Here is a 23858-nt window from a genome sequence, read left to right as displayed (position 1 = left end):
AAAGACTATCCATCTGGCCAGGTCAGATGCCCTAGACGATGGGTGGGATGATTTGCTAAAATTTGTGAGCATGGTAAAAAATGTTCTTGTGCTCTTCCGAGATTTTGCATGACGCCCGCTGAATGAAGATCAGCCACGGGTGCTCATGCCCCGTGGCGAATTTTTTATAAACGCCGCGCGATTTCTCGATGATGCACACTGCCGGAGAATCACCGGCAGATCGCGCCAGAATCGATGGAGACGCCAGCCACGGGAAATTTCCCGGGCTGGCGTTTTTGATTTTGCACAGGGACTTTTTGACCATGTCAGATATCGACCTTTCCTCCGCAGGCTTCCGCGGAGTTGTGATCCAAAAAAATAACGGCTTTTACCGCCTGGCGACCGAATCCGGCGAGCGGATTTGCTCCCTTTCGAACCACCTGCGCAAAGGCGGCGACGTCGAGCTCGTGGTGGGCGATGAAGTCGTTTTCGATGCGGCCAACCAGGTCACGGCGCTGCTGCCGCGGCGGAACTGGATTTCGCGCCGCGCCGCCGCGCACACCTGCGAGCAGCTCATCGCCGCCAACATCGATCAGATCGTGCCGGTCTTCGCGGCCGCCAACCCGCGCCCGGCCTGGCACCTGCTGGACCGCTATCTGGTTTCGGCCGAGGCGGCTGAAATTCCGGCCCTGGTGTGCATCACCAAGCTGGATCTGGTGGCGGGGCGGGGCGAGGTGAACGAGATCGAACAGGTGGCCGCGGAATACCGGGCCATCGGTTACCCGGTGCTGCTGACCAGCACCGCCAGCGGCGAAGGCGTGGATGATTTCCGGACGGTCCTGCGCGGCCGGCGCAGCCTGCTGGTGGGCAAATCCGGCGTGGGCAAGACCTCGCTGCTCAACGCGCTCGAACCCGGCCTGGGGCTGCGCGTACAGGAGACCAACAGCGTCACCGGCAAGGGCCGGCATACCACCACCAGCGCGACCTTATTCCCGCTGGATCAGGGCGGCGCCATCATCGACACGCCCGGCATCCGCGAGTTTGGCCTGTGGAATGTGGACGGCGCCGATCTGGCCTACTTTTTCCCCGAGCTGCGTCCCTACCTGGGCAAGTGCCGCTTTGGGATGGACTGCCGCCACCAGGACGAACCCGGCTGCGCCGTGCGCAGAGCGGTTACCGCCGGGCAGATCAGCCCGTATCGTTACCAGAGTTATTTGAAGTTGAGATTGGATCCATGACAACCAGCACTTTTGCACAACGAACCTACACCCGCTCGAAGGGTTTGCAAGACACTTTTGGCGATTTCACCTGTTTGCACTGCCGGCGCCTGGTGCAGGCGCATGAGCTTTTCTCGGGCGTGCGCAACCGCAATCACTGCCCGCACTGCCTTTCTTCGCGCCACCTGGACCTTTACGAGGCCGGCGATCGCCTGGCGGCCTGCAAGGGCCGTATGCGGGCGGTGGCGCTGACCCTCAAGCACAACGGAAATAAATACGCCGCCGATTCCGGCGAGTTGATGCTGGTGCATGTGTGCACCGAATGCGGCAAGGTATCCATCAATCGCATCGCCGCCGATGATGACAACGATCTGATCCTGCAGATCTTCCATGAATCGCAAAACCTGGATCGATCTATGCGTGACACACTGGCGCAGAATGGTATCCTGGCGTTGAATTCAGGGCATGAGGAACTGGTGGTTCGCAGGTTGTGGGGCAGGGAATCTTAATTCGTCGTAACGACGTCAGTCGTTGACAGCCGAAAGAGCGACTTACGGCGCCACTACGAAGACAGCTTGATCTGTCCTGTAGTAACGACGTAAGTCGTTGTCAGTTGGAAAAGCGACTTACGTCGCCACTACGAAAAGAGGCGGTTCACTTCACGCCTCCCGAATAACGGCGTCTAATCTTTCACCAGGTGCGCCACGGTGACGCCGTCGCCGCCTTCGTTCTCCTGGCCGGACTGCCAGCGATCGACGTGCGGCGAATGGCGCAGCGCGTCGCGGATGACCTGACGTAATTTGCCGGTGCCTTTGCCGTGAATGATGCGTACGAAGGGCAGGCCGCTCAGATAGGCGTTGTCGATATAGCGGTCGAGCGCATCCAGCGCATCCTCGGCGCGCTGGCCGCGCAAGTCGAGTTCCATGCCCGGGGAGGGCGCAAAGATCTGCGGACGCGCGGCGGCGGAATCGCGATCGGCGGGGGAAGAAGAAGCACTCCCGGCCGCCTGCGTGGCTGGCGTCTGTTCATCCTCGTTCGGGCGCTGGATATCGGTCAGGCGCGAACGTACGCGCAGGTTGCCGATTTGCACTTCCACCTCGCTCTCGCCCAGGGCCGTCACCACGCCGTCCAAATGCAGCGAGCGCAGTTTGACCTTGTCGCCCACGCGCAGCGGACGCGGGGCCGGTGCGCCGGCCGCCTTTTCGGGCTGGCGGCGCACCACCGGCGCCTGGGCTGCTTCTTCCAGCGCGCTCACCTGCTGCTGCAGGGGTTTGAGGGCTTCCAGCGGCTGCCGGGCGCGCGAAAGTTCGCGGCGCACTTCATCCAGTTCTCCGCGCAGTTCGAAGACCTCGGTTTCAGCGTCATGGCGGGCCTTCTCCAGCAGCGCCTGGCGCTCGTCTTCCACCTTTTCCATCTTTTCCAGCCACTGCAGGCGCAGTTTTTCAGCATCGGTGCGCTGGCGGTCAGCGTCCGACCGCAGGCGGCGGGCGATATCCCGCTGGCGATGGATTTCGTCCAGCAGGTCCTCCGCCTTGAGATCGCTTGGATTGAGCATGTTGCGGGCCGCGGTGATGATCTCGTCAGGCACGTGCAGGCGTTCGCAGATTGCCAGCGCGTTGGAGCGGCCGGGCAGGCCGATGATCAGATGGTAGGTCGGCCGCAGCGTTTTTAGATCGAATTCCATGCTGGCGTTGACCACACCGGGCGTGGAATGGGCAAAGGCCTTCAATTCGGGGTAATGCGTGGCCACCAGATTGGTGACGCGCTGTTCGACCAGGTGGGCCATGATCGCGCGCGCCAGAGCCGATCCTTCCTGCGGGTCGGTGCCCGCGCCGAGTTCGTCCAGCAGCACCAGCGAGCGCCGGTCGGCTTTCTTGAGGATGCGCACGATGTTGGTGATGTGCCCGGAGAAGGTGGACAGCGATTGTTCGATGGATTGTTCGTCGCCGATATCGGCGTAGATGTTCTCGAAGACGCTCAATTCGGATCCGGACTGGACCGGGATGTGCAGGCCGGACTGGGCCATGAGCGCCAGCAGGCCAACCGTCTTGAGCGTGACGGTCTTCCCGCCGGTATTGGGACCGGTGATGACCAGCGCGTAGGTGGATTCGTCCAGCACCAGGTCGATGGGCACCACGCTAGCCGGGTCGAGCAGCGGATGGCGGGCGTAATACAGTTTGAGGGTTGTGCCCGGGTGTGACCCGTCGCGCATTTTGCGGGTGGGCACCAGCACCGGCTCGGCGGCCTTGAGATCCTCGGCGTATTTGGCACACGCCAGGCAGAAATCCATCTCGGCCAGAGCATCGACGATGCCGATCAGCGTGCCGGCAAAGCGGCCGACCTGGTCGGTCAGCTCGGCCAGGATGCGGCGTTCCTCGTCGCGCTCGGCCAGTTCCAGTTCGTGCCAGGTGTTGTTCAGCTCCACCACCGCCAGCGGCTCGACGAACAGCGTCTGGCCGGAGGAGGACTGGTCGTGGACGATGGAACGGATGCGGCCCTTGAAGTCGGCACGCAGCGGTATTACGTAGCGCCCGTTGCGCTGGGTAATGATCTGCTCCTGCAGGATGGGTGCGTTTTTCGGATCGTTGATCAGGCGCTCGAGACGCGACAACAGGCGTTCGTGAGCCACGTTCATCTCGGAACGGATGGATGCCAGTTTGGGCGAGGCTGAATCCAGCACATCGCCGTGATCGGAGATGGTGCGGGAAATGGTTTCGATCAGGCCGGGCGGAGGCGGCATGCGCGTGGTGATGGCGGACAGACGCGGGTAGGTCTCGGCCTGGCGTTCGAGCGCGCGCGAAAGTTCGCGAGCGGCGATCAGCGTGGCCTTGATGTTGAGCAGGTCCTCGCCGGTCAGGACGCCCGAGCGGGCCGCGATCTCGATCTGGGGGCGGATGTCGGTGGCGCCGCCGATCGAGGTCTCGGAGCGAATGCTGAGCAGGCGGCGGGCCTCGGTGGTGCGGGTCTGACGTTCCAGCGCCTCCTCCAGCTTGTCGGTCGGGCGCAGAGCGCTCGCCAGGTCCGCCGAGACGCTGAAATCTGCGTAAGCGGCCAGCTTTTCGAGCACTTTATGATATTCGAGCGTATGCAGTGATTTATCGTCCATCGAGGGAAATTCTACCATGAAGGACAGGAACGGTTCACCAGCCAGGTGGATAGTTGATGAGGAATGCGTGATGAGTTCTGCGTTAATGGGACCAGACGAGATAAATCCGCATCACTCAGAACCCATCAACTCATCTCCTTTCTGCACTTGCTATAATTAAATCAGGTGATCCCTATGAAAACTTTAGAGGAATTGCTCGACGAGCATACCCAGCCGGCTCGATTTTATGAAAAGCTGGAAGACGGCGCCGTGAGCTGCTGGTCCTGCGCGCACCGCTGCCTGATCAAGCCCGGGCGGCGTGGAATTTGCGGTGTGCGCTTCAACCGCGATGGCGAATTTCGCGCCCCGTGGGGCTACGTGGCAGCAGCCCAGGTCGATCCCATCGAGAAGAAACCCTTCAATCACGTGTTTCCGGGCAGCAACGCGCTGACCTTTGGCATGCTGGGCTGTGATTTTCACTGCGATTTTTGCCAGAATTGGGTCAGTTCGCAGGCTTTGCGCGATCCAACGGCGCGAATGGTTCATGAGACCATCCAACCGGCTACCCCGGATGGTCTGGTCGCGGCAGCGCGGCGTTATGACGCTGACCTGATCGTCTCGTCCTATAACGAACCGCTGATCACGGCCGAATGGGCCCAGGATATTTTCATCCGCGCTCAGGCGGCGGGACTGCGTTGCGCAATGGTCTCCAACGGCAACGCCACACCCGAGGTGCTGCGCGAACTGCGCCCCGTGCTCTCAGCGTATAAGGTGGACCTGAAATGTATGCGCGACCGGCAGTACCGCCAGTTGGGCGGCATGCTGCAGCACGTTCTGGATACCATTCAGATGGCGCACGAAATGGGCCTATGGGTGGAAGTCGTCACGCTGGTCATTCCGGGAATGAATGACAGCAATGAAGAGTTATGGGACGCGGCCCGTTTTCTGGTATCGGTCTCGCGGGATATTCCATGGCATGTGACCGCCTTTCACCCGGACTACAAACACACCGACGCACCTCCGACCAGCGCAGCCGCGCTCAAACGCGCCAGTGAAATCGGCCAGGAAGCCGGCTTGAATTATGTTTATGCCGGCAATCTGCCGGGGCGGGTCGGGTCGCTGGAAGATACCTACTGCCCAGCCTGCAACCAACTGCTGGTTCAGCGGCGCGGTTACGTCATTCAAAAGTACAACCTGACGGCGCAGGGGGCCTGCCCGAACTGCGGCGCGAAGATCCCGGGCGTGTGGACGGACCATCCCGAGGACGTGCGCATCAACGGCTGGGGAATGCCCAGAGCGGTGCGGACGTAGAAAAAACCGGAGGCGCAACGGCGCTCCGGTTTAGGGATAAGTGACTGTAGGAGAAGTCGGATACGGGGTGACAGCGCCCGGATATCCGGATAAGGTCGGCGTGGGTCCGCCATTGTAACCGGAAGGTGTGGGAGTTGGTGTAACCGCGCCGGGCTGGGGTGTGGGTTGGACGGCGCTGGGCGTGGGGGTGCGATAATTGGCAGGCGTGACCTGTGGCAGGGGCGTGCCCTGGAATACCCAGGAAGTCGGTGTAGGAACGATGGGCTGCATGCCGGTGATATCCCCAATGTAATCGACAGCGCTCTGGCATACCGGTTCGAGATTGGCGGAAACATTGTCCCAGGTAAGCGGCTGCCCGGACTGCCAGGCGGCGTTGATGGCGTGCGCGAGACAGCCAACGCCGGCGTTATAGTTCACCAGGGTAAAGCGCCATAGATCGGTGTAGCTAGCAATGTCGCCGGGACGGTATTCGGTGATGTTGGAGATCGTCCGCCCGACCTGCTCGCAATTGGCGACCAGGCCTTCAGCAAAAACGCGCACGCTGAAGGCCGCCTGGCTGAGATCGATTCCCATGGGGCAGTTTTCGCAGGCGGCGTTTACCTTGCTCACCAGCGCGCCGCGCAGCATATTCTGCTCGTTTTGACCCAGGTTGCCGAACCCAAGGTCGCAGACCGACTGATCCAGAACCAGCGGACAGAACTGGTCGAAGAAACTGGGGTTCCACAACAGCACGGTGTCGGCGCCTTTTTCGGTCAACTGGCCGAGCCCGGCTTCTTTATAGGATTCGTAGATGCCCGGCCAGAGCTGGCTTTCGCGGCTGAACATGTTTTTCATCAACATGGCCGGCACGCCGGTATCCCGGGCGACCTGCCAGATTTCGGCATCGAATTGATTCTGCCAGGTTTCGAGCTGCGGGCGAGCCTTTTCCAGGCCGCAGGCATTGGCCAGATAAGGCGCTTCCAGACCGCCGCCTTCGCAGCCGGCAGCGTCCACTTCGCCGTTGGTGATCAGGGCCCCGGCCAGGTAATAAAAGGCCTTGGTGGACCCCAGTTCCGCCGCGTTGGCCGGAGTTGTCAGCCAGGCGGGCGGCCCACCAACCTCGGGAAAGACCTGCCAGGTATCGGCGCAGGAAGCGGTCGGTCCGCCGCGCCACTGGCTGCTGATGACGTCCACGTAATACAGGGGCGCGTCGCTGGAGGCCTGATCCGGCGACATGAAATCGCCTTTGGGCAGGATGCGCAACTGCGCCGAATAGGTGGGGCTGCTGTCGCCAAAGCTGGAATCGGCCCAGAATTCAAGCGTCAGGCCGCGTTCGCCGGTGGGCTGCAGCGGCAGGATGCAGGAATCGGACTGGCAACTGAAGGGCTGGCCGTTGACGGAGCCGTTGATGCGAATGATGGATTCGTTGGGGAGGGGCTCTTCGCCGGTCAGCACCAACTGAGGCACGGCGTTGCAGGTGTTCTGCGGAAATTGCAGCTCGCAGCCGGCGATCGACAGCCAGACGGCCGGTTGCGGCAGCTCGACTTCGACCTGGCGGGTTCCTTCGTATGAAGTCAGCGGGTAGAGATAATAGCCTTTGCAGTCAGAGGAGGCTTCATTGCACTGGGTCGTCTTTTGCCATTCATTGAAGATCGTTTGACCGCAGGCGGTCAGGATTTCATCCTGGGTGGGCTGGCCTTCGTGTTCGACGTACATGCGACAGGCAATATCGTTATCCGACCAGCGCGCCAACCACCATTCGGTTTCGGTGAAGGTGACGGTCAGGGTGGTTTTTCGGGTGATTTCTGCGGGGGTTGCAGTGGGGGTGGGAGCTTCGTCTTGCGCGTAAACCGGCGTCGGGCCATGGCCCGGCCCGCCCAACAGCAGGCTCGTGCTGAGCATAAGAACAATAGCGATCAGCAGTTTACGCGAAAAAGGCATCATTCCCCTTTTTGATGCGATTGGACTGTTTCAATAGTTTATCACACTGGAAGGCGCGCAGGGATAGTGGATGGGTGATCAGTTAGGAGTGAATGAGGTATGCTTTCTGTTTCAGGGTGTTACCGATGCGGTGGGTGTGACCGTTGTGGTGGGCGTCGATGTGCCCAGCGGCGTCAGGGTGGGAATGGGCGTCGGCGTGGGCGTGTCGGTGGCTGTGCCGGTTGGCGTAGGCGTGTTGGTCTCGGTGGGCGTGGGCGAAATGGTCAGGGCGGCCTCGTAGGTCAGCACCACTTCAGAGAAGGGCATGGGAACCAGGACGTAATCCAGGGCTTCCTGGATGCGCTCGGCCAGGGCCGTTTGTTGCGGCAGATAAACGGTCACATCGACCTGATCGGGGATTCGCCAGGGCGTGTAAACGCTGGAATCGATGAAGAACGAACCGATGTGATCCGGCGAACTCAAGCGCAGCATCAGGCCGATCGAATCGGTGATGGTTTGCAATTGGATATCGGTCTCGATAAAGGGCCGGTAGTTGGCGTAGATTTCGGGAATACGGACCAACCCGCCGCTCGAGGTCATGCGCAGGAAGACCTCGTTGAGCACTTCCTGCTGGCGGGCAAGGCGATCCTTTTCGTTCCCTCCGATCAGCGCGCTGGCGTAGCACAGCACCTCTTCGCCGCTCAGATTGACGGTGCCGCCGGGCAGCGAGCCGCACGCGCGTTGCAGATTGGTCAGCACGGTCACCTGCAGGCCGCCGAGTTCGTCGATGAAATTGATCAGGTCGTCCGGATGGACGAGGATGTAATGCTGCGGGCGGACGCCCAGGTTGTACTCCAGCGCGTCGGCCAGCATGCGAAAACCGCCCACGGCGTAGGCCGTGCTGATGCGCTGCATGGTGTATCCCGGAATGTTGACGAATAAATCCGGCGGGATGGAGATGAGCGCGGCCCGTCCCAGGCGGGGGTGATAGACCACCAGGGTCATCGACTCGGTGTTCCCGACGTAGGGCGAGTATTGATCCGTCCCCAGGATGACGAACGCCTGCACCTCATCCGGGACGCTTACGCCGCTGATCGGCGCGGGGATGGGCGTGATCGGCGTCAGGCGTGGGGGAAGGTAGGTGGCCGTGCGGCGCGGGGTCGGCGTGACCTGCGAGGACGTCGGGGAAGGTGAGGACGTGACGCCCGGGGTGACCTGCGCCGGGGGTTGGCAGCCAACCACGACCCAAGCCGCGAGTAGGACGGTCCAGATCAACACCCCGATTCCTCTTTTTCGCGCGGAATTCCTGCTCATGGATGGCCTTGCGGTTTACCCTCGAATATGGAATGCTTTCGAGGATTATAGCCCAGAAAAATGTCCCGTAACGGGAACCATTTGCGCAACTTTGGCGTCTTTAATGCGTATATAGAATCGAGTGAGGTCACCCCTGCCAACTGTCGGCCTGACATACTTGTTGAGTCCTTTTTAACGGGCTTTGCGTAAAATGAATGTGAAATCTCAGGCGCAAGGCAGGGGGCAACAGCTCTGCGACCTGGTCGTATGGATAGCTGCGACCTCCCTCCAAAGATTGATCCCCAATCTCGTCGGAAGAGCGATGCTTTTTGGGATCCGGCGGGTTAATATAGTAATAAGGGCATTTGGGGATTTACCTGTGCGTTTTCTGCCCGATGAGGAGGAGGTGCATGATGGCATCCGTAGTTTATCTGGTAGTCGGTGCGATCTTCCTGATGTTCGTCGCCTTCAGCTTTCTTGCCAACCATAGAGACGCCAATCGATAGGGACATGATCGAACACTGTACAAGCCGACCGACAAGTACTGATCCAGCTTCCGGCGCTGACCGGGAGAATACCTGACTTTGCCTGCCCCAGACATCCGGCGGCGGGCACATCGCTCCGCTGTCTGATTGTCGACAGCTTATTCATTATCACTGCGGATCCGAAAGGGTCCGCAGTTTTTTTTGTACCCTTGACGGACGCCGGCGCGTTCAGGGGCCAATCAAGTGTGATAGAATCAGCGGCAATGGACTTGAAAATCACCTTGGCGTCCAATTCGCCGCGCCGGCGGCAGTTGCTGGGCTGGTTAGGGATCGATTTCGTCTCCCGTCCGGCCGACATCGATGAATCGGCGCTGCCCGGCGAATTGCCCAGGCCTTACGTGCTGCGCCTGGCCGAGAGCAAGGCGCGCGCGGCCGCCCACAATCCTTCGTGCGATCGCCTGGTGCTGGCCGCGGATACCATCGTGGCCGACGGCAACGCTTTGCTGGGCAAGCCGGACGGCGAAAACGGCGCGCGCGGGATGTTGAACGCGCTGCGCGGGCGAACCCATCAGGTCCACACCGCCCTGGCACTGCTCGAACCGCCGGACGGCCGCCTGCTGACCGAATTGTGCAGCACGAACGTGCCCATGCGCGCCTACACGGACGCCGAAATGGAAGCCTATATCGCCAGCGGCGACCCGCTGGACAAGGCCGGCGCTTACGCCATTCAAAGCGTCGAATTTCACCCGGTTGAACAATTTTCGGGTTGTTATGCCAGCGTGATGGGACTGCCGATGTGCCATCTGCTGCGCGCGCTACGCCGTTGGGGGGCTGCGCCGGATGTGGATGTGGCGCAGATCTGCCGTGAGAATTTGCATTATCACTGCCCCATTTCTGAGGCTGTATTGCGGGGTGAGGCGATTGGATAGCTTCGCCCGCCTTTGGAGGAAACCACTCGCATGAAGAACCTTCGTGCTTTCAGCATTTTGATCCTGATGTCCATTCTCGCCGGCTGCGCCGGGGGCGCGACGAACTTGCCTGGCGGCAGCAGCAATTTGCCGACTCCGCAGGTCAACGTAACCCAGGCGCCCGAAGTCGGCCCGACAGCCGAGGCGTTTATGAAGGCCTGGCAGTCTTTCGACTACCCCACGATGTACGCCAGCCTGAGCCGGCTCAGCCAGGATGCCATCACCGGCGATGATTTTGCCAAACGCTATACGGACGCAGCCGAAACGCTCAGCCTGAAATCGCTGGATTACACCCTGAGCTCGACGCTGGTTCGCCCGGACAGCGCTCAGGCCAGCTTCAAGCTCACCTATCACACCGCGCTGGTCGGCGACCTGCAGGCGGATGTGGTGATGAACCTGAGCCTGGAAGAAAATGCCTGGAAGATCAACTGGGAAGACGCGCTCATCCACCCGCTGCTGAAGGGCGGCAACAAACTGCAGATGCGCGTCGAAGTGCCCTCGCGGGGGACGATCTATGATCGAAATGACAACGCCCTGGCGGTGCAATCGGACGCCTACGCCATTGGCATCGTGCCCGGACAATTCAACAGCGGCATGGAAAGCCGCGCTGTGGCTTTGCTTTCGCGGTTGACCGGCCAGCCGGCCGCCTGGATCGAAGCCATGTATAAAGATGAAAGCCCGGATTATTACATCCCGATCGGCGAGGCTTCGGCCCAGGATGTCGACGATGCGAGCGATCAGATTGCCACGATCGGCGGCATTTATACCACCAAATATTCCACCCGCTATTATCCCAGCGGCGGCATTGGCCCGCATGTGGTCGGCTATACCTCCTTTATCTACCCGGAGGAGCTGACCGCAAAACGTCAAAACGGTTATCTGGGGGATGAGAAGATCGGGCGCGCGGGGCTGGAGGAATGGGGCGAACAGTACCTGATTGGGACTCGCGCCGCCTCGTTGTATATCGTGGACGCCAACGGCACGCCGGTCACGCGGCTGGCCGAAGTCAGCGCCCAGCCGGCTTACAACATCTATTCCACCATCGACAGCAACCTGCAGGACCTGACCCAGAAGGCCATGGAAGGGTTCACCGGCGCGGCCGTGGTGCTGGAACGCGATACCGGCCGGGTTTTGGCGCTGGTATCCACCCCCGAATTCGACCCCAATTTGTTCGACCCGAACAACAACAACAGCCAGTACCTGTTGAAACAGGTCTATGACACCACCGAAAACCGGCTCTACAACCGCGCAACCATGTCGGGGTATCCGCTGGGATCGGTGTTCAAGATCATCGTCATGGCGGCGGGCCTCGAAAGCGGCCTGTTCACCGCGAATGACACCTATGAGTGCGGCTACGAATTCAACGAGACCGGGCGCACGTATACCGATTGGACGCTGGAGCACGATCAGCCGCCTTCCGGGCTGTTGACCCTGCCGGAAGGCCTGATGCGTTCGTGCAACATCTGGTTCTACCATCTCAGCCTCGATCTGTACCGCAACAACCTGCCGACGGCCGTCTCGGATATGGCGCGCAGCTTTGGATTGGGCAAAGCGACCGGCATCGGTCAGCTTTCTGAAGTCACCGGGAATGTCCCGGATCCAGAATCGGAGGATGACGCCGTGCAGCTTGGCATCGGCCAGAGCACCCTGCTGGTGACGCCTTTGCAGGTGGCCGAGTTCATCGCCGCTGTCGGCAACGGGGGCACGCTGTACCGCCCGCAGGTGGTGGAGAAGATCACCTCGGTGGACGGCGACCCGGTGTTCGAATTCAAGCCCGAAGTGAAAGGCACGCTGCCGGTCAAACCCGAAAACCTGGCGACCATTCAAGACGCCATGCGCAGCGTGGTAACGGATAAGCGCGGAACCGCTCAGTGGGTGATGGTTGGCCTGCAGATCCCGGTCTACGGCAAAACCGGCACCGCCCAAAACGACGGCCCGACGCCGCACGCCTGGTTTGCCGGCTACACCGACGCCGGGCGCGAGGATAAACCCGATATCGCCGTGGTGGTATTGTGCGAGCGGGCCGGCGAAGGCTCCGATTACGCCGCGCCGATCTTCCGCCGCATCGTCGAGGATTATTTCTACGGCAAACCCAACAAGCTGTACCCGTGGGAATCGACTTTCTACGTGACCGAAACGCCTTATAAGGAACCGACCGACACCCCTGTGCCGCCCGAAGTTCCGACCGAGACCGCTACACCGGAGGTCACCGCAACACCGGAACAATGACCGATCTGATCTCTGGCCGCGTCGTTCGTTTGCAATCGGGCTTCTACACGGTTCAAACCGCGCAAGGCAGAATCATTTGCCATTTACGCGGCCGCTTGAAAAAAGGCCACGCGGACGGTGATTTCATCACCGTCGGCGACCGGGTGCAGGTGCAGGTCCATCCGGAGGGGGATGGCAGCATCGAACACATCGAAGAACGCGAGACGGCGTTGGTGCGCCTGGCGCCGACGGCGCGCGGAGTCTACCGCCAGCTGCTGGCCGCCAACCTGGACCAGGTGGTGCTGGTGTTTGCCTGCGCCAATCCGGTGCCGCACCTGCGCATGCTCGATCGCTTTCTGGTGGTGTGCGAGAAGCAGGGCATTCCACCCGTCATCGTGGTCAACAAGGTCGATCTGGTCGGCAAACACGCCGCCGTCGAGATGTTTGGCGAGTATGAGCGCATCGGTTATCCGGTGATCTATACTTCCGCCACCGAGCATAAGGGCGTGCGCAAACTGCACGAGCGGCTGGTGGGGCGTTGCTCCGGCCTGGCGGGTCCTTCGGGGGTGGGCAAGAGCAGTCTGCTGAACGCCGTTCAACCCGAACTGGGGCTGGCGGTGCGCGAGGTCAGCGAAGCATTCAATAAGGGCCGCCATACCACCACTGTGCGTGAGATGTATGCCCTGAACGACGGCGGTTTTGTGGTGGATTTGCCCGGCCTGCGCCAGCTTTCGCTGTGGGATACCGAACCCGAGGAACTGGACGGTTATTTCCCCGAACTGCGCGACCTGGTGCAGTACTGCCAGTTCAACGACTGCACGCACCTGGATGAGCCGGGCTGCGCGGTCCAACGCGCCGTGGAAGAGGGCCGGGTTTCCGAAGCGCGCTTCGAAAGTTATTTGCGCATGCGATTCGGCGACAGCCTTCAATTCGAGGTCGCCGACGAATAAAACCCCGATCGTTGGAAAGAGCGAAACAATGCCACAATCACTGCTCACCTGGGAAAGCCTCACGCTCAATCTGCGCAATCCCTTCACCGTTTCTTATGGCACCAGCGACACGCGCCAGGCTTTCTGGCTGAGGCTGACCGGCGACGAAGGCTGGGGCGAAGGCACCCTGCCGCCGTATTACGGCGTCGATACCGCCGATATCATTGCTGTCTGGAGCCGCGCGGCCGCCAGCAGCCGACCTCTGCCGGATGATCCGGCCGGAATACCGGCCTGGGTTGGGGACGCGGGCCCGGCGGTGGCGCGCTGCGCGCTGGATCTGGCGCTGCACGACCGGATTGGCCGGCAACGCCGTCTGCCCTTGCACCGCCTGTTGGGGTTACCGGCTCCGCGCCCGCTACCGACCTCGTTTACCCTGAGCATCGATACGCCTGAGGCGATGGCCGAAGCAGCCCGCAGCGTGCCCAATTTGCGCGTCTTGAAGATCAAACTGGGCAGCGACGCCCAGGATGTCGATCGGGTGGCGGCGGTTCGCGCTGCGCGCCCGGATGTGAAGCTGCGCGTGGATGCCAACGCCGGCTGGCAGGAAGCGGACGCAATTCGGTACTTGAAGGAATTGGAACGCTTCGACCTGGAGATGGTCGAGCAGCCGCTCGACAAACACGATTTCGATGGCATGGGACGCGTGCAGGCGCACACGGCACTCCCGATCGTGGCGGATGAGTCGGCGCAGACCCTGGCGGATGTCGAACGCCTGGGCAAGGCCGGCGTACGCGGCCTGAACCTTAAATTGATGAAGACGGGCGGCCTGACGCCCGCGTTGGCCATGTTGAAACGGGCCCGCGAACTGGGCATGCGCATCATGCTGGGCTGCATGGTGGAGACCTCCCTGGGCACGACCGCCATGGCGCACCTGATGGGATTGGCGGACTGGGTGGACCTGGATGCGCCGCTGTTGATTGCCAACGATCCGTTCGACGGGGTGAGCTACGGCGATGGCGCCGTGATCCGCGTGCCCGAGCGGGCCGGCATCGGCGTGGTACTCAAACCCTGACAGGTTGTCGAGAGAGAGGGAACAATCATGGAATCGATCGAAACGGCCATCGCAGCAGTGGGCAGGGCGTTTTCCGAAAAACAACTGGATGTGTTCGAGATTCAAATTGCCCGTCTGGCCGGCAGCCGCCTGGCGCTGCGCGGGCGGGTGCTGGAGCGGTCCAATCTGGATGCCCTGAGGGCCGCGCTGCCGGGGATGGATCTGGACCTTTCGGGCGTAAAGGTTCTGCGCGCCGGGCGACCGGTTTTTCGCTGGGTGGCGACCAATCTCACCAGCCTGCATGCCCAGCCGGGCTGGCTGGCCGAGCAGGTGAGCCAGTTGCCGTTTGGCGTCCGCCTGGAAGTGTTGGAAGAACGCGAGCGGTGGGCTTTGATTCGCCAGGACGACGGTTATCTGGGCTGGGCGTACCTGCCCTTCACCAGCCCGGTCGAACCTCCCCAACCGACCCACCTGGCCGTCGAACCGGTCAGCCCGCTGATGGCCGAACCCCGGCCGGATGCTAAAATCGTCAGCCGCCTGCTGGGCGGAACTCCGGTGGCGGTGGATGCTGTAGAAGGCGACTGGGCGCGGGTGCGCATGCACCTTCCCGGCTGGGTGCTGGTGGACGAACTGCGCGGGCTGGATGCGCTGCCGCAATCCGCAGCCGCGCGGCGCAAGCAGATTCTGGCCGATGCGCAGGAATATATCGGCGTGCCTTACCTGTGGGGTGGCTGCACAGCCAACGGCATCGATTGTTCCGGTTTTGCGCAGTTGCTGTACCGGATGGTTGGCATTTCCCTGCCTCGCGACGCTCACATGCAATACCGCGCCGGTCGGGCGGTCGAAGGGCCCTTCCAGCCCGGCGACCTGGTCTTCTTTGGCGAAGACAACGACCGCCAGTCCATTTCTCACGTGACCGTCAGCATGGGCGGTTGGAAGATCATTCATTCCTCACGCAGCCACAACGGCGTAGCCATCGACGAGGATTTGCGGGAAGTGCCGCATTTGCGGGATAGCCTGACAGGCGGCGCGGCTTTTATCGATTAGCCCGATTGGGGGCCGGACAACGCCGCCGGCTGCGCTGCGCATAGCCGAATGAGCCTCTGAATGACAATGTACACGGGCCCTTATCCCGCGTGTGCGCCCGGCATTTCATGATATAGTTAAGTTCAACCTTCACCTTTTTTGTAATCAATAAACGCATACACATCCGTCGGATGGGATTTCTCGGAGCTGGGGCATGACGAAAGAATTTACCGATCGCAAAAGGCTTCTCGGCCTGTTGTTCGGAATCATCGCGGGGCTGGCTTTTAGCATAACCACCTGGGGCACGGACGCCGTCCAACTGGCGCTGGCGCATTCCGCGACGCCGTTCGTAAAATTCCTGCCGGGAATGGCCATGAGCGTCGCGGCTGGTGGAGTGGTCGGCTGGCTGTCCATCCGTTTTGAAAAAGCCAAACTCGCCATTCTGCTCTGGCTTGCCCTGGCCGTTTTTCTCTCCTGGCTGGTGCTCTGGCTGCCTCTCCAACTGGCGCCGGGTCTGCAAAAGGCTTTCAATCCCCAGGCAACCCATTTTTTCCATTTTTCGGCCATCGATGGAAAGACCCAAATTGCCGCGTTTGTTTTCCTGGTGGTTGCCTTTGTCTCGCTGGTGTGTGGTTTGCTCGAAGTCCATCTGATCGATCAGGCCATGATTTCACAGGGCGGCATGGCCATTCTTACGCCGCTGCTCATCAGCCTGGCGTTATTTGGTTTTGCCGGTATTTCGGCGGATGATCTCTTGAACCGGAATTTACGTGAGCCCATCCAGGCCCTGAATGATGTGATTCAGTTCGCCGTCGATAACGAGGGCAAAGAAGTATCCGCGAGCCTGGCCCGCGAAAAACGGCTTTCCGTGGTCAAGGAAATTACCGGCCTGGTCGACCGCCCGCGTAAATTGACGGTCATCGGCTTCGATTCATCCATGTGGCAAATCGATATTCTGGCCGACTTCGATGGGAATCTGGCGACCTGCACCGTCATGGTCAACCAGCCGACCATGTGTTCGCTCGCCGGACAATAGTTCGAATCCCGGCCTTACCCTTCCAACAGCAGCCGGCCGAGCCGGCCGAAGACCTCGAAAACGGGCAGCTCGGCGGAAAAACCTTCCGTAAGCAGGAAGATGCGCCTGTCGCGCGTGTAACCCCAATCGTTCAACACGCCGTCCATCGAACCGGTTTTGTGATAGAAGTCGAGCGTGTCGCGCGGATGGTCGCGCGCCAACAGGGCCGCGTCCTGGTTGCAGACCAGCATCGCATCCACCCAGGTTTTCTGTTCGGCCGGCAAGCCATCCACCAGTTCAAAGCAGCGAATCAACGCCGCGGGGCTGACAAAATTATCCAATCCTTTTGCGCGCGCCTCGTAATCCATCAGCCTGCGCTGCAGTTCTGCGCCGGGCAGGTCCAACGCGTCGTGGATGATCGCCTGCAATCGTTTCATCCCGATCCGCCGGATGACCAGATTCGTGCACAGATTGTCGCTGGTGGCGATCATCATTAACAGCACGTCATGGTAGGGCAGGCGACGGGCCTGCATTCGCCACGCAAAACCCGATCCGCGCACCGGTGGTTCGGCGTCCAGATCGCAAATTTCACCCTGATCGACTTCACCGGCCCGTTCCAGCCAGGCCCAGGCCAGCAGAATGGGGACTTTGATGATGGAAGCGGACCGAAAACGCTGGCAATTGGCTGCCTGCACCGGATTGTGCCCGGCTGCTTCAAAGTAAAAGGCATACCGGCAGGCCAGTGGTTTCAAAAGCATCTCACAAGAATCGATCGTCGTTTGCATGCTCATCTCCAGATAAGGGTGATTTTAATCCGCATCGAGAATTTTTGTAAAAAAGCAAGATCGGATATAATCGATCTTCTTTGAAAAACAGGACTTTCAGAGTGTCGGATTTGTGATATATTGAAATTGACATTCCCCGAATTCACAAAACCTTCATAGCCGGGATGGATTATCAGTAGCCGGGCGACCTCTCCGGAGAGGAGAAAGGTTCATGAACGCACAGTTTTCATCCAGGAAACAGAGAATGGGCCTGCTTTTTGGCATTGTGGCAGGGTTGGCTTTTTCGATGACTGCCTGGGGGGTGGATGCTTTTTTGCTGATGCAGGCTCATGCAACCTTTCCGCTGCTGAAATTCGTACCCGGCCTGTTGATTTGCGTGATGGCGGGTGCTCTGGTGGGCTGGTTGACCATCCGCATCGAACGGATCTGGGTGGCTTTATTGTTGTGGGCGCTGCTGGCCTGTCTGTTTGTCTGGTTGGTCATGTGGTTACCCCTAAAGTTTACGCCGGCTTTTTTGAGATTCTTTACGCCAAAGATAACGGATCTGATCTATTTCCCGCCGATCGATAACGAAATCCAATTCAAGATCATCGGGTTGATCGTGATCGGTTTCATGTGCCTGGTGTGCGGCTTGATGGAAATTCACCTGCTCGATCAGGCAATGTTGACCACTGGAACGCTCTCGCTCATCACGCCGCTTTTGATCAGCCTGGCACTGTTTACGATCGCTGGAAATTCGGCCGACGATCTATTGAACCGCCTCTTTCGAGAGCCGGTCCAGATCATGGATAACCTGATTCAGTACGCGGCCGATAATCAAGGCAAAGAAATATCGCCGATTCTCGCCCGGCAAAAACGCCTCACGGTTGTAAAGAACCTGGATGGATTGATTACCCGGCCGCGAACATTGACCTTGATTGCCTTCGACCGGACCCTGGGCCAGGTGGATATTCTGATTGATTTCAATGGAAAGTGGGCGCGCTGCTCGGTCATCTACAACCAACCCACGATGTGCAAGTACAACGGCATAAAAATGGAACCGTCCCGATATGCTTTTCGTTGAAGTGGGCGTTCCTCTTCTCTTATTAATGCGATCATTCATGACAAATATCTGACGATTATTCAGAAAATTTAGAGTATAATCAATATTCTCCTATAATTTTTAATTGTAAACTATAGGAACGAATGCTCGATCTTCCCCCTTTTGCAAATTTAAATATCCCGATACCTAATCACTGAGGATGTGTAGATGGTTGATCATCTGTTAAGCGTACAAGACCTCGAGACACAATTTAAAACACCTGAAGGCATCGTACATGCCGTAAATGGCGTCTCCTTTGATTTGGCTGAAGGGGAAACACTGGGCGTGGTCGGAGAGAGCGGGTGCGGAAAAAGCGTAACAATGCTGTCCGTTTTGCGGCTGATTCAATCCCCACCCGGTAAGACGGTTGCGGGAAAGGCGATTTTTCACGGTAAGGACTTGCTCAAATTGAATCCCGAGGAAATTCGCGCCGTCCGGGGCGGTCAAATCAGCATGGTCTTCCAGGATCCAATGACCTCCTTGAATCCGGTTTTGACCATCGGCCAGCAACTCGCCGAACCCCTGATGCTGCATCTGAATATGACCCGCGAGCAAGCGCGCAAGCGGTCCATCGAACTGCTCGGCCTGGTCGGCATTCCGCGGGCCGAAGAACGCTTGAAGGATTACCCGCATCAATATTCTGGCGGTATGCGCCAGCGTGTCATGATTGCCATGGCGCTATCCTGCAATCCGCAAATCTTGATTGCCGATGAACCCACCACCGCCCTGGATGTCACCATTCAGGCTCAAATCGTCGATCTCGTGGTTCGCCTGCGCCAGGAACTGGGCATGGCGATCATCTGGATCACGCACGACCTGGGCGTTGTCGCCGGATTGGCGCAACGCGTGATGGTCATGTACGGTGGATTCATCATCGAAGAGGCTGAAATCAAGGAACTCTACGCTAAACCCCGCCACCCGTACACGTTGGGCTTGCTGGGAAGCCTGCCGAAGATTCACGAAGAAGCCCGAACCCGCTTGTTCTCGATCGAGGGCATGCCTCCGGTGCTCTATCAAAAACCCACTTCCTGCCCATTCGCTCCACGCTGTGCATGGGTGACCGAACGATGTTGGATTGAAAATCCGAAACTCGAAGAAATTGGCGCCAATCATCGTGTCGCTTGTTGGGTTGATACCTCGAATGGGAGTAAGCACGCATGACCAATTCAGAAACCATAGTAACCGTTGACAACCTGGTGATGCATTTCCCGATCTACCGCGGCGTGATCCGCCGGCAGGTGGGCGCCGTGCATGCGGTGGATGGCATTTCTTTCCAGGTAAAGAAAGGCGAAACGCTGGGTCTGGTTGGTGAATCCGGGTGTGGAAAATCGACCACGGGCCGCACCATTTTGCAACTCTACAAACCCACTTCTGGCAAGGTCTATTTCAAAGATACGGATCTGACCAAACTTCATCCAGAGCCCATGCGCCAGATGCGCCGCGAAATGCAGATGATCTTCCAGGATCCCTACGCCAGCCTGAACCCGCGTATGACTGTGCGCGACATTATCGGCGAACCGCTGATGGCATTTGGCGCCGCCAGCGGCAAGGAGATCGACGAACGGGTGGCGCATCTGCTCAAGCTGGTGCGTCTCAATCCGGATTACGGCCAACGTTATCCGCACGAATTCTCGGGCGGCCAACGCCAGCGCATTGGAATTGCCCGCGCGCTGGCCATGAATCCGTCCTTTATCGTGTGCGATGAACCCATTTCCGCGCTGGATGTTTCCATCCAGGCCCAGGTCGTCAATCTACTGGAAGACCTGCAGCGGGAATTCGGGCTGACCTATTTATTCATCGCCCATGATCTCTCGATGGTCCGGCATATCAGCGACCGCGTGGCTGTAATGTACCTGGGTATCATCGTCGAACTTACCGATCGCAACGAACTGTATCGCAATCCACTGCATCCCTATACCCAGGCTCTGCTTTCAGCTATTCCGGTGGCCGATCCCGTTTACAGCGAAACACACCACCGAAAAGTATTGGAAGGCGACGTGCCTTCCCCGGTGAACCCGCCCTCTGGCTGCCGTTTCCGCACGCGCTGTCCCATTGCGGATGCGCATTGCGCCGAAGTGAAGCCTGAGTTCCGCGAGATCAAACCGGGCCATTTCGCAGCTTGCCTAAAAATCTAGCATCTTTCGCGAGATAAGGAGGTGATGCATTTTCGATACCGTAAATGATTAGTCTCCCATCCCAATCCCAATTTGTTTCACTACACATCTCTTTCAAGGAGGAGAAACAATGCGTAAGTTAATGAATGTGTTGGGCGTATTGATGGTCCTGAGCATGGTCCTCACCGCCTGCGCCACCGCAACACCCACCGCCACCGTCGTTGCCCCCGCGGCGACCGAGGCTGCCCCCGCGGCGACCGAAGCTGCTCCTGCGGCGACCGAAGCTGCCCCCGCCGAAGTATCTCTGAACCCCTACATGGGCTCGAACAAGCTGGATGGCAATGGCATCCCCGCTGATTTCTTCCAGGATGTTCACATCCGCAAGGCGTTTGCCTACTGCTTTGACTGGGATACCGTCATCAATGATGTGTACAAAGGCGAAGCTGTGCAGTCCTTCACGCTGCCTCTGCCCGGCATGCCCGGCTATGACACCGAAGCCCCGCACTATACGCTGGATCTGGATAAATGCGCCGAGGAATTCAAACTGGCCGACGTCAATAAGAACGGCGTTGCGGCTGGTGATGACACCGGTGATGTCTGGGACATGGGTTTCCGTGTTCAGATGCTCTACAACACGGGCAACACCACTCGCCAGGTTATGGCCGAAATCCTTCAGGCCAACCTCGCCGCGGTCAATGAAAAATTCGTCGTCGAAATCCTTGGCCTGCCCTGGCCTGCTTACCTGGCTGCCCAGCGCGCGCACAAGATCCCGATCATGACCGCTGGTTGGTTGGAAGATATCCACGACCCGCATAACTGGTATCAGCCCTACACCGTCGGCACTTATGGCGCCCGCCAGAACATGCCCGATGACATGAAGGCTGCCTTCAAAGACCTGCTGATCAAGGGTGTGGGCCTGACCGATCCGGCTCAGCGCACCGAAGTCTACAAACAATTGAACCAGTTGTACTACGATGATGTCCCGGGTATCCCGTTGGTACTGGTTACCCAGCACGCGTACGAACAGACCTGGGTCGAAGGCCGCGTCATGAACCCGATCTTCTCGAACGTCTACTACAAGACGATCTCGAAGACCGATGCCGCCAAGGATCCGACCTCCATCGTCATGGCCACCTCCGGTGACACCGACACCCTGGATCCCGCTCTGGCTTACGATACCGCCAGCGGCGAAATCATCCAGAACGTCTACGAAGGCCTTGTGTTCTATGATGGCGCCAAACCGAGCGAATTCGTGCCCCAACTGGCCGAATCCTGGACAACCTCGGATGATGGCAAGGTCTGGACCTTCAAGATTCGCCAGGGTGTGAAGTTCCATGAAGGCGGCGATCTGACCCCGTCGGATGTTGCTTACACTTTACAGCGCGGTCTGCTGCAGGGCGGTTATTCCTCCCCGCAGTTGCTGCTGGCTGAACCCTTCCTGGGCATTGGCAACGACGACATCACCATGATCGTGGACGGCGGCGCTTCCGCTGACGACCGCGAAACCTTGATGAAGAACGATCCTGCCAAACTCAAGGCTGCCTGCGAAACCGTCCAGAAGGCCATCGTTGCCGATGACGCTGCCGGCACCGTGACCATGACCCTGGCTCAGGCCTGGGGCCCCTTCCTGGCGACCCTCGCGAATGGCTGGGGTTCCATCATGGACAAGGAATGGGTCATGGAGAAGGGCGGCTGGGACGGCACTTGCGACACCTGGCAGAACTTCTACGGCATGACCTCCGCTGACGATCCCTTCTCCGCGATCGCCAACGGCACCGGCCCCTTCAAGCTGGATCACTGGACTCCTGGCCAGGAAACTGTTCTGACCAAGTTCGATGGTTACTGGGGCGATCCCGCCAAGGTTAACACCGTCAGCATCAAGATCATCCCTGAATTCGGTACCCGCTTCGCAATGTTCCAGGCTGGCGATGCCGATATCATCTACGTCCCTGTCGAGAACCGGCCGCAGGTCGACCCGATGGTGGGTGTGATGCAGGTCTATGATCCCACAACCCTCAGCTACGGTCCCGATCAAACGGTCTGCGCTTACGACTCCAGCAAGTTGGGTGTCGAAGCCTTCACGCCCTGCAAAGACGGCGAAAAACCGACCTGGGATATGGCCCAGCATCCGTTCCGTCTGCACATTGGCCAACCTGGCCTGCAGCAGGATGTCATTCTATTCAATTTCAATATTGAGTAGAACTGAGATCGTAACGATTTGAATGACAGCATGCGGGGAGCAACCCTCCCCGCATGCTCCTCCCCCCGCATTTTGCATCTTGGAATGGACTGAAAAAGGATTTCAATCCATTCCGAACGGCAAAATCCTTGTTGAGGTGATTCGATGACCAATTATATTATCCGCCGTCTTCTGCTCATCCCCGTCCTGCTGTTTGGCGTCACCGTCATTATTTTTGCGATGATCCAATTCCTGGGACCTGTGGAGCGTTCGGCTCTCTATGTGCGGGATTTTCCGAAGAGCGATAAACAAATCCAGGGGATCATCACCAAATATGGCCTGGATAAACCGCTCTACGAGCAGTATTGGCGCTGGTTGGTGGGACATAAGGATGTAGTCACCGGCCAACGCAAGGGCGGTATCCTCTTTGGCGATTTCGGTTATTCCCGTACCGCTTCGCAGGATGTGATCGATCTGATCAAAAACCGTTTCCCGAATACACTGGACCTTGCCCTGTGGACGGTTTTCCCGATGCTCTCCGTGGGTATCTGGATGGGCGTCCAGGCCGCCGTTCATCAGAATGGGATTGCCGACCAGGCGGCCCGCATCTTTAGTATCGTCGGAACCTCCTTCCCGACCTTCGTATTTGGCCTGCTGGTGTTGATGATCTTCTATGCCAACTTGGGTTGGTTCCCACCGGGCAAGATGTCGGATTGGGTCTCTCAATTGATGTTTGCTGGCCAATTCCATTCTTATACGCATCTATTGACCATCGACGCCCTGCTCAACGGCCGTTTGGACATCTTCTGGGATGCGCTGCGGCACATGATCCTGCCGATCCTCACCCTGTCCTATATCAACTGGGCGACCTTCGTGCGTGTCACCCGCTCCTCCATGCTGGAAACCCTGCGCCAGGATTATGTGGTAACGGCTCGCGCCAAGGGCCTGGCTGAGAAGGATGTCATCAACAAGCATGCCCGCCCGAACGCCATGATCCCCATCGTCACCCTGGCCGGCGGCCAGGTGGTGGGTCTGCTGGGCGGCGTCGTCATCACCGAAACCGTGTTCAATTACCCTGGCATTGGCCAGGCGGCGGCAAATGCGGCTCAAAACCTGGATGTCGTCACCGTTCTGGGCTTCGCGGTCTTCAACGGTCTGATCCTGATCGTAGCCAACCTGGTCGTCGATATCCTTTACGGCGTCATCGATCCGCGCGTGCGTTTAGCTTAAGGA

The 23858-nt window shown here is 59.1% G+C and carries 19 protein-coding genes; 14 read left to right on the top strand and 5 right to left on the bottom strand.

The window, feature by feature from the left end; all coding sequences use genetic code 11:
* Positions 1-55 precede the first annotated feature (55 nt).
* Positions 56-304: a hypothetical protein gene (locus tag LARV_RS00210; protein WP_075071749.1), complete on the bottom strand. Its 249-nt coding sequence runs from the start codon at positions 302-304 to the stop codon at positions 56-58.
* Between LARV_RS00210 and rsgA (LARV_RS00205) the strand changes: the two genes are divergently transcribed.
* Complete coding sequence (gene rsgA / locus LARV_RS00205; protein WP_075071748.1) at positions 303-1217, top strand: ribosome small subunit-dependent GTPase A; 915 nt, start codon at positions 303-305, stop codon at positions 1215-1217. The two genes, LARV_RS00210 and rsgA (LARV_RS00205), sit on opposite strands and share 2 nt — an antisense overlap.
* A complete protein-coding gene (locus LARV_RS00200; RefSeq protein ID WP_075071747.1) occupies positions 1214-1705 on the top strand; it encodes an RNHCP domain-containing protein in 492 nt (163 codons plus the stop codon). Before rsgA (LARV_RS00205) ends, LARV_RS00200 begins: the two co-directional genes overlap by 4 nt.
* A 173-nt stretch (positions 1706-1878) precedes the next feature.
* Here LARV_RS00200 and LARV_RS00195 read toward each other — a convergent pair whose 3' ends face one another.
* Entirely contained in the window at positions 1879-4302 is a 2424-nt protein-coding gene (locus tag LARV_RS00195; protein WP_075075044.1) for an endonuclease MutS2, read from the bottom strand.
* Positions 4303-4476: 174 nt separating this feature from the next.
* Between LARV_RS00195 and amrS the strand changes: the two genes are divergently transcribed.
* Entirely contained in the window at positions 4477-5592 is a 1116-nt protein-coding gene (amrS, locus tag LARV_RS00190; protein WP_075071746.1) for an AmmeMemoRadiSam system radical SAM enzyme, read from the top strand.
* Between the two features lie 30 nt (positions 5593-5622).
* Here amrS and LARV_RS00185 read toward each other — a convergent pair whose 3' ends face one another.
* The gene (locus tag LARV_RS00185; protein ID WP_075071745.1) at positions 5623-7512 is read right to left on the bottom strand and encodes a hypothetical protein; all 1890 of its coding nucleotides are present in this window, start codon (positions 7510-7512) and stop codon (positions 5623-5625) included.
* 111 nt (positions 7513-7623) lie between these two features.
* The gene (locus LARV_RS19790; RefSeq protein ID WP_083522203.1) at positions 7624-8805 is read right to left on the bottom strand and encodes an LCP family protein; all 1182 of its coding nucleotides are present in this window, start codon (positions 8803-8805) and stop codon (positions 7624-7626) included.
* 727 nt (positions 8806-9532) lie between these two features.
* Between LARV_RS19790 and LARV_RS00170 the strand changes: the two genes are divergently transcribed.
* The 6 genes from LARV_RS00170 (at position 9533) to LARV_RS00145 (ending at position 16487) form a co-directional block, all read left to right on the top strand.
* The gene (locus LARV_RS00170; protein WP_075071743.1) at positions 9533-10198 is read left to right on the top strand and encodes a Maf family protein; all 666 of its coding nucleotides are present in this window, start codon (positions 9533-9535) and stop codon (positions 10196-10198) included.
* A gap of 30 nt (positions 10199-10228) precedes the next feature.
* On the top strand, positions 10229-12466 hold the full coding sequence (locus LARV_RS00165) for a penicillin-binding transpeptidase domain-containing protein (RefSeq protein WP_075071742.1): 2238 nt from the start codon (positions 10229-10231) through the stop codon (positions 12464-12466).
* Positions 12463-13395, top strand: a complete 933-nt coding sequence (gene rsgA, locus LARV_RS00160; RefSeq protein WP_075071741.1) for a ribosome small subunit-dependent GTPase A — start codon at positions 12463-12465, stop codon at positions 13393-13395. The genes LARV_RS00165 and rsgA (LARV_RS00160) overlap by 4 nt, the downstream gene beginning before the upstream one ends.
* Positions 13396-13423: 28 nt before the next feature.
* On the top strand, positions 13424-14446 hold the full coding sequence (locus LARV_RS00155) for a dipeptide epimerase (RefSeq protein WP_075071740.1): 1023 nt from the start codon (positions 13424-13426) through the stop codon (positions 14444-14446).
* 27 nt (positions 14447-14473) lie between these two features.
* On the top strand, positions 14474-15472 hold the full coding sequence (locus LARV_RS00150) for a C40 family peptidase (protein WP_075071739.1): 999 nt from the start codon (positions 14474-14476) through the stop codon (positions 15470-15472).
* A 193-nt stretch (positions 15473-15665) separates the two neighbouring features.
* Positions 15666-16487 (top strand): hypothetical protein, encoded by an 822-nt coding sequence (locus LARV_RS00145; RefSeq protein WP_075071738.1) that lies wholly within the window; start codon positions 15666-15668, stop codon positions 16485-16487.
* Between the two features lie 14 nt (positions 16488-16501).
* Here LARV_RS00145 and LARV_RS00140 read toward each other — a convergent pair whose 3' ends face one another.
* The gene (locus LARV_RS00140) at positions 16502-17251 is read right to left on the bottom strand and encodes a serine hydrolase (protein WP_075071737.1); all 750 of its coding nucleotides are present in this window, start codon (positions 17249-17251) and stop codon (positions 16502-16504) included.
* Between the two features lie 211 nt (positions 17252-17462).
* Here LARV_RS00140 and LARV_RS00135 point away from each other — a divergent pair, with 211 nt between their 5' ends.
* From LARV_RS00135 to LARV_RS00115, 5 genes are all read left to right on the top strand, one after another.
* Positions 17463-18314: a hypothetical protein gene (locus tag LARV_RS00135; RefSeq protein WP_152031642.1), complete on the top strand. Its 852-nt coding sequence runs from the start codon at positions 17463-17465 to the stop codon at positions 18312-18314.
* Positions 18315-18500: 186 nt separating this feature from the next.
* Positions 18501-19493 (top strand): ABC transporter ATP-binding protein, encoded by a 993-nt coding sequence (locus LARV_RS00130; protein WP_075071735.1) that lies wholly within the window; start codon positions 18501-18503, stop codon positions 19491-19493.
* Positions 19490-20467 carry an ABC transporter ATP-binding protein gene (locus LARV_RS00125; RefSeq protein ID WP_075071734.1) on the top strand — a complete coding sequence of 326 codons (978 nt, stop codon included), beginning with the start codon at positions 19490-19492 and terminating at the stop codon, positions 20465-20467. Before LARV_RS00130 ends, LARV_RS00125 begins: the two co-directional genes overlap by 4 nt.
* Before the next feature lie 109 nt (positions 20468-20576).
* The gene (locus LARV_RS00120; RefSeq protein WP_083522200.1) at positions 20577-22646 is read left to right on the top strand and encodes an ABC transporter substrate-binding protein; all 2070 of its coding nucleotides are present in this window, start codon (positions 20577-20579) and stop codon (positions 22644-22646) included.
* A gap of 144 nt (positions 22647-22790) precedes the next feature.
* Positions 22791-23855 carry an ABC transporter permease gene (locus LARV_RS00115; RefSeq protein ID WP_075071732.1) on the top strand — a complete coding sequence of 355 codons (1065 nt, stop codon included), beginning with the start codon at positions 22791-22793 and terminating at the stop codon, positions 23853-23855.
* Positions 23856-23858: the final 3 nt, after the last annotated feature.

The sequence above is a fragment of the Longilinea arvoryzae genome (assembly GCF_001050235.1).
Taxonomy (GTDB): Bacteria; Chloroflexota; Anaerolineae; order Anaerolineales; family Anaerolineaceae; genus Longilinea; species Longilinea arvoryzae.
The sequence above is the reverse complement of the archived record's forward strand: the minus strand, read 5'-3'. Positions and strand labels throughout refer to the sequence as shown.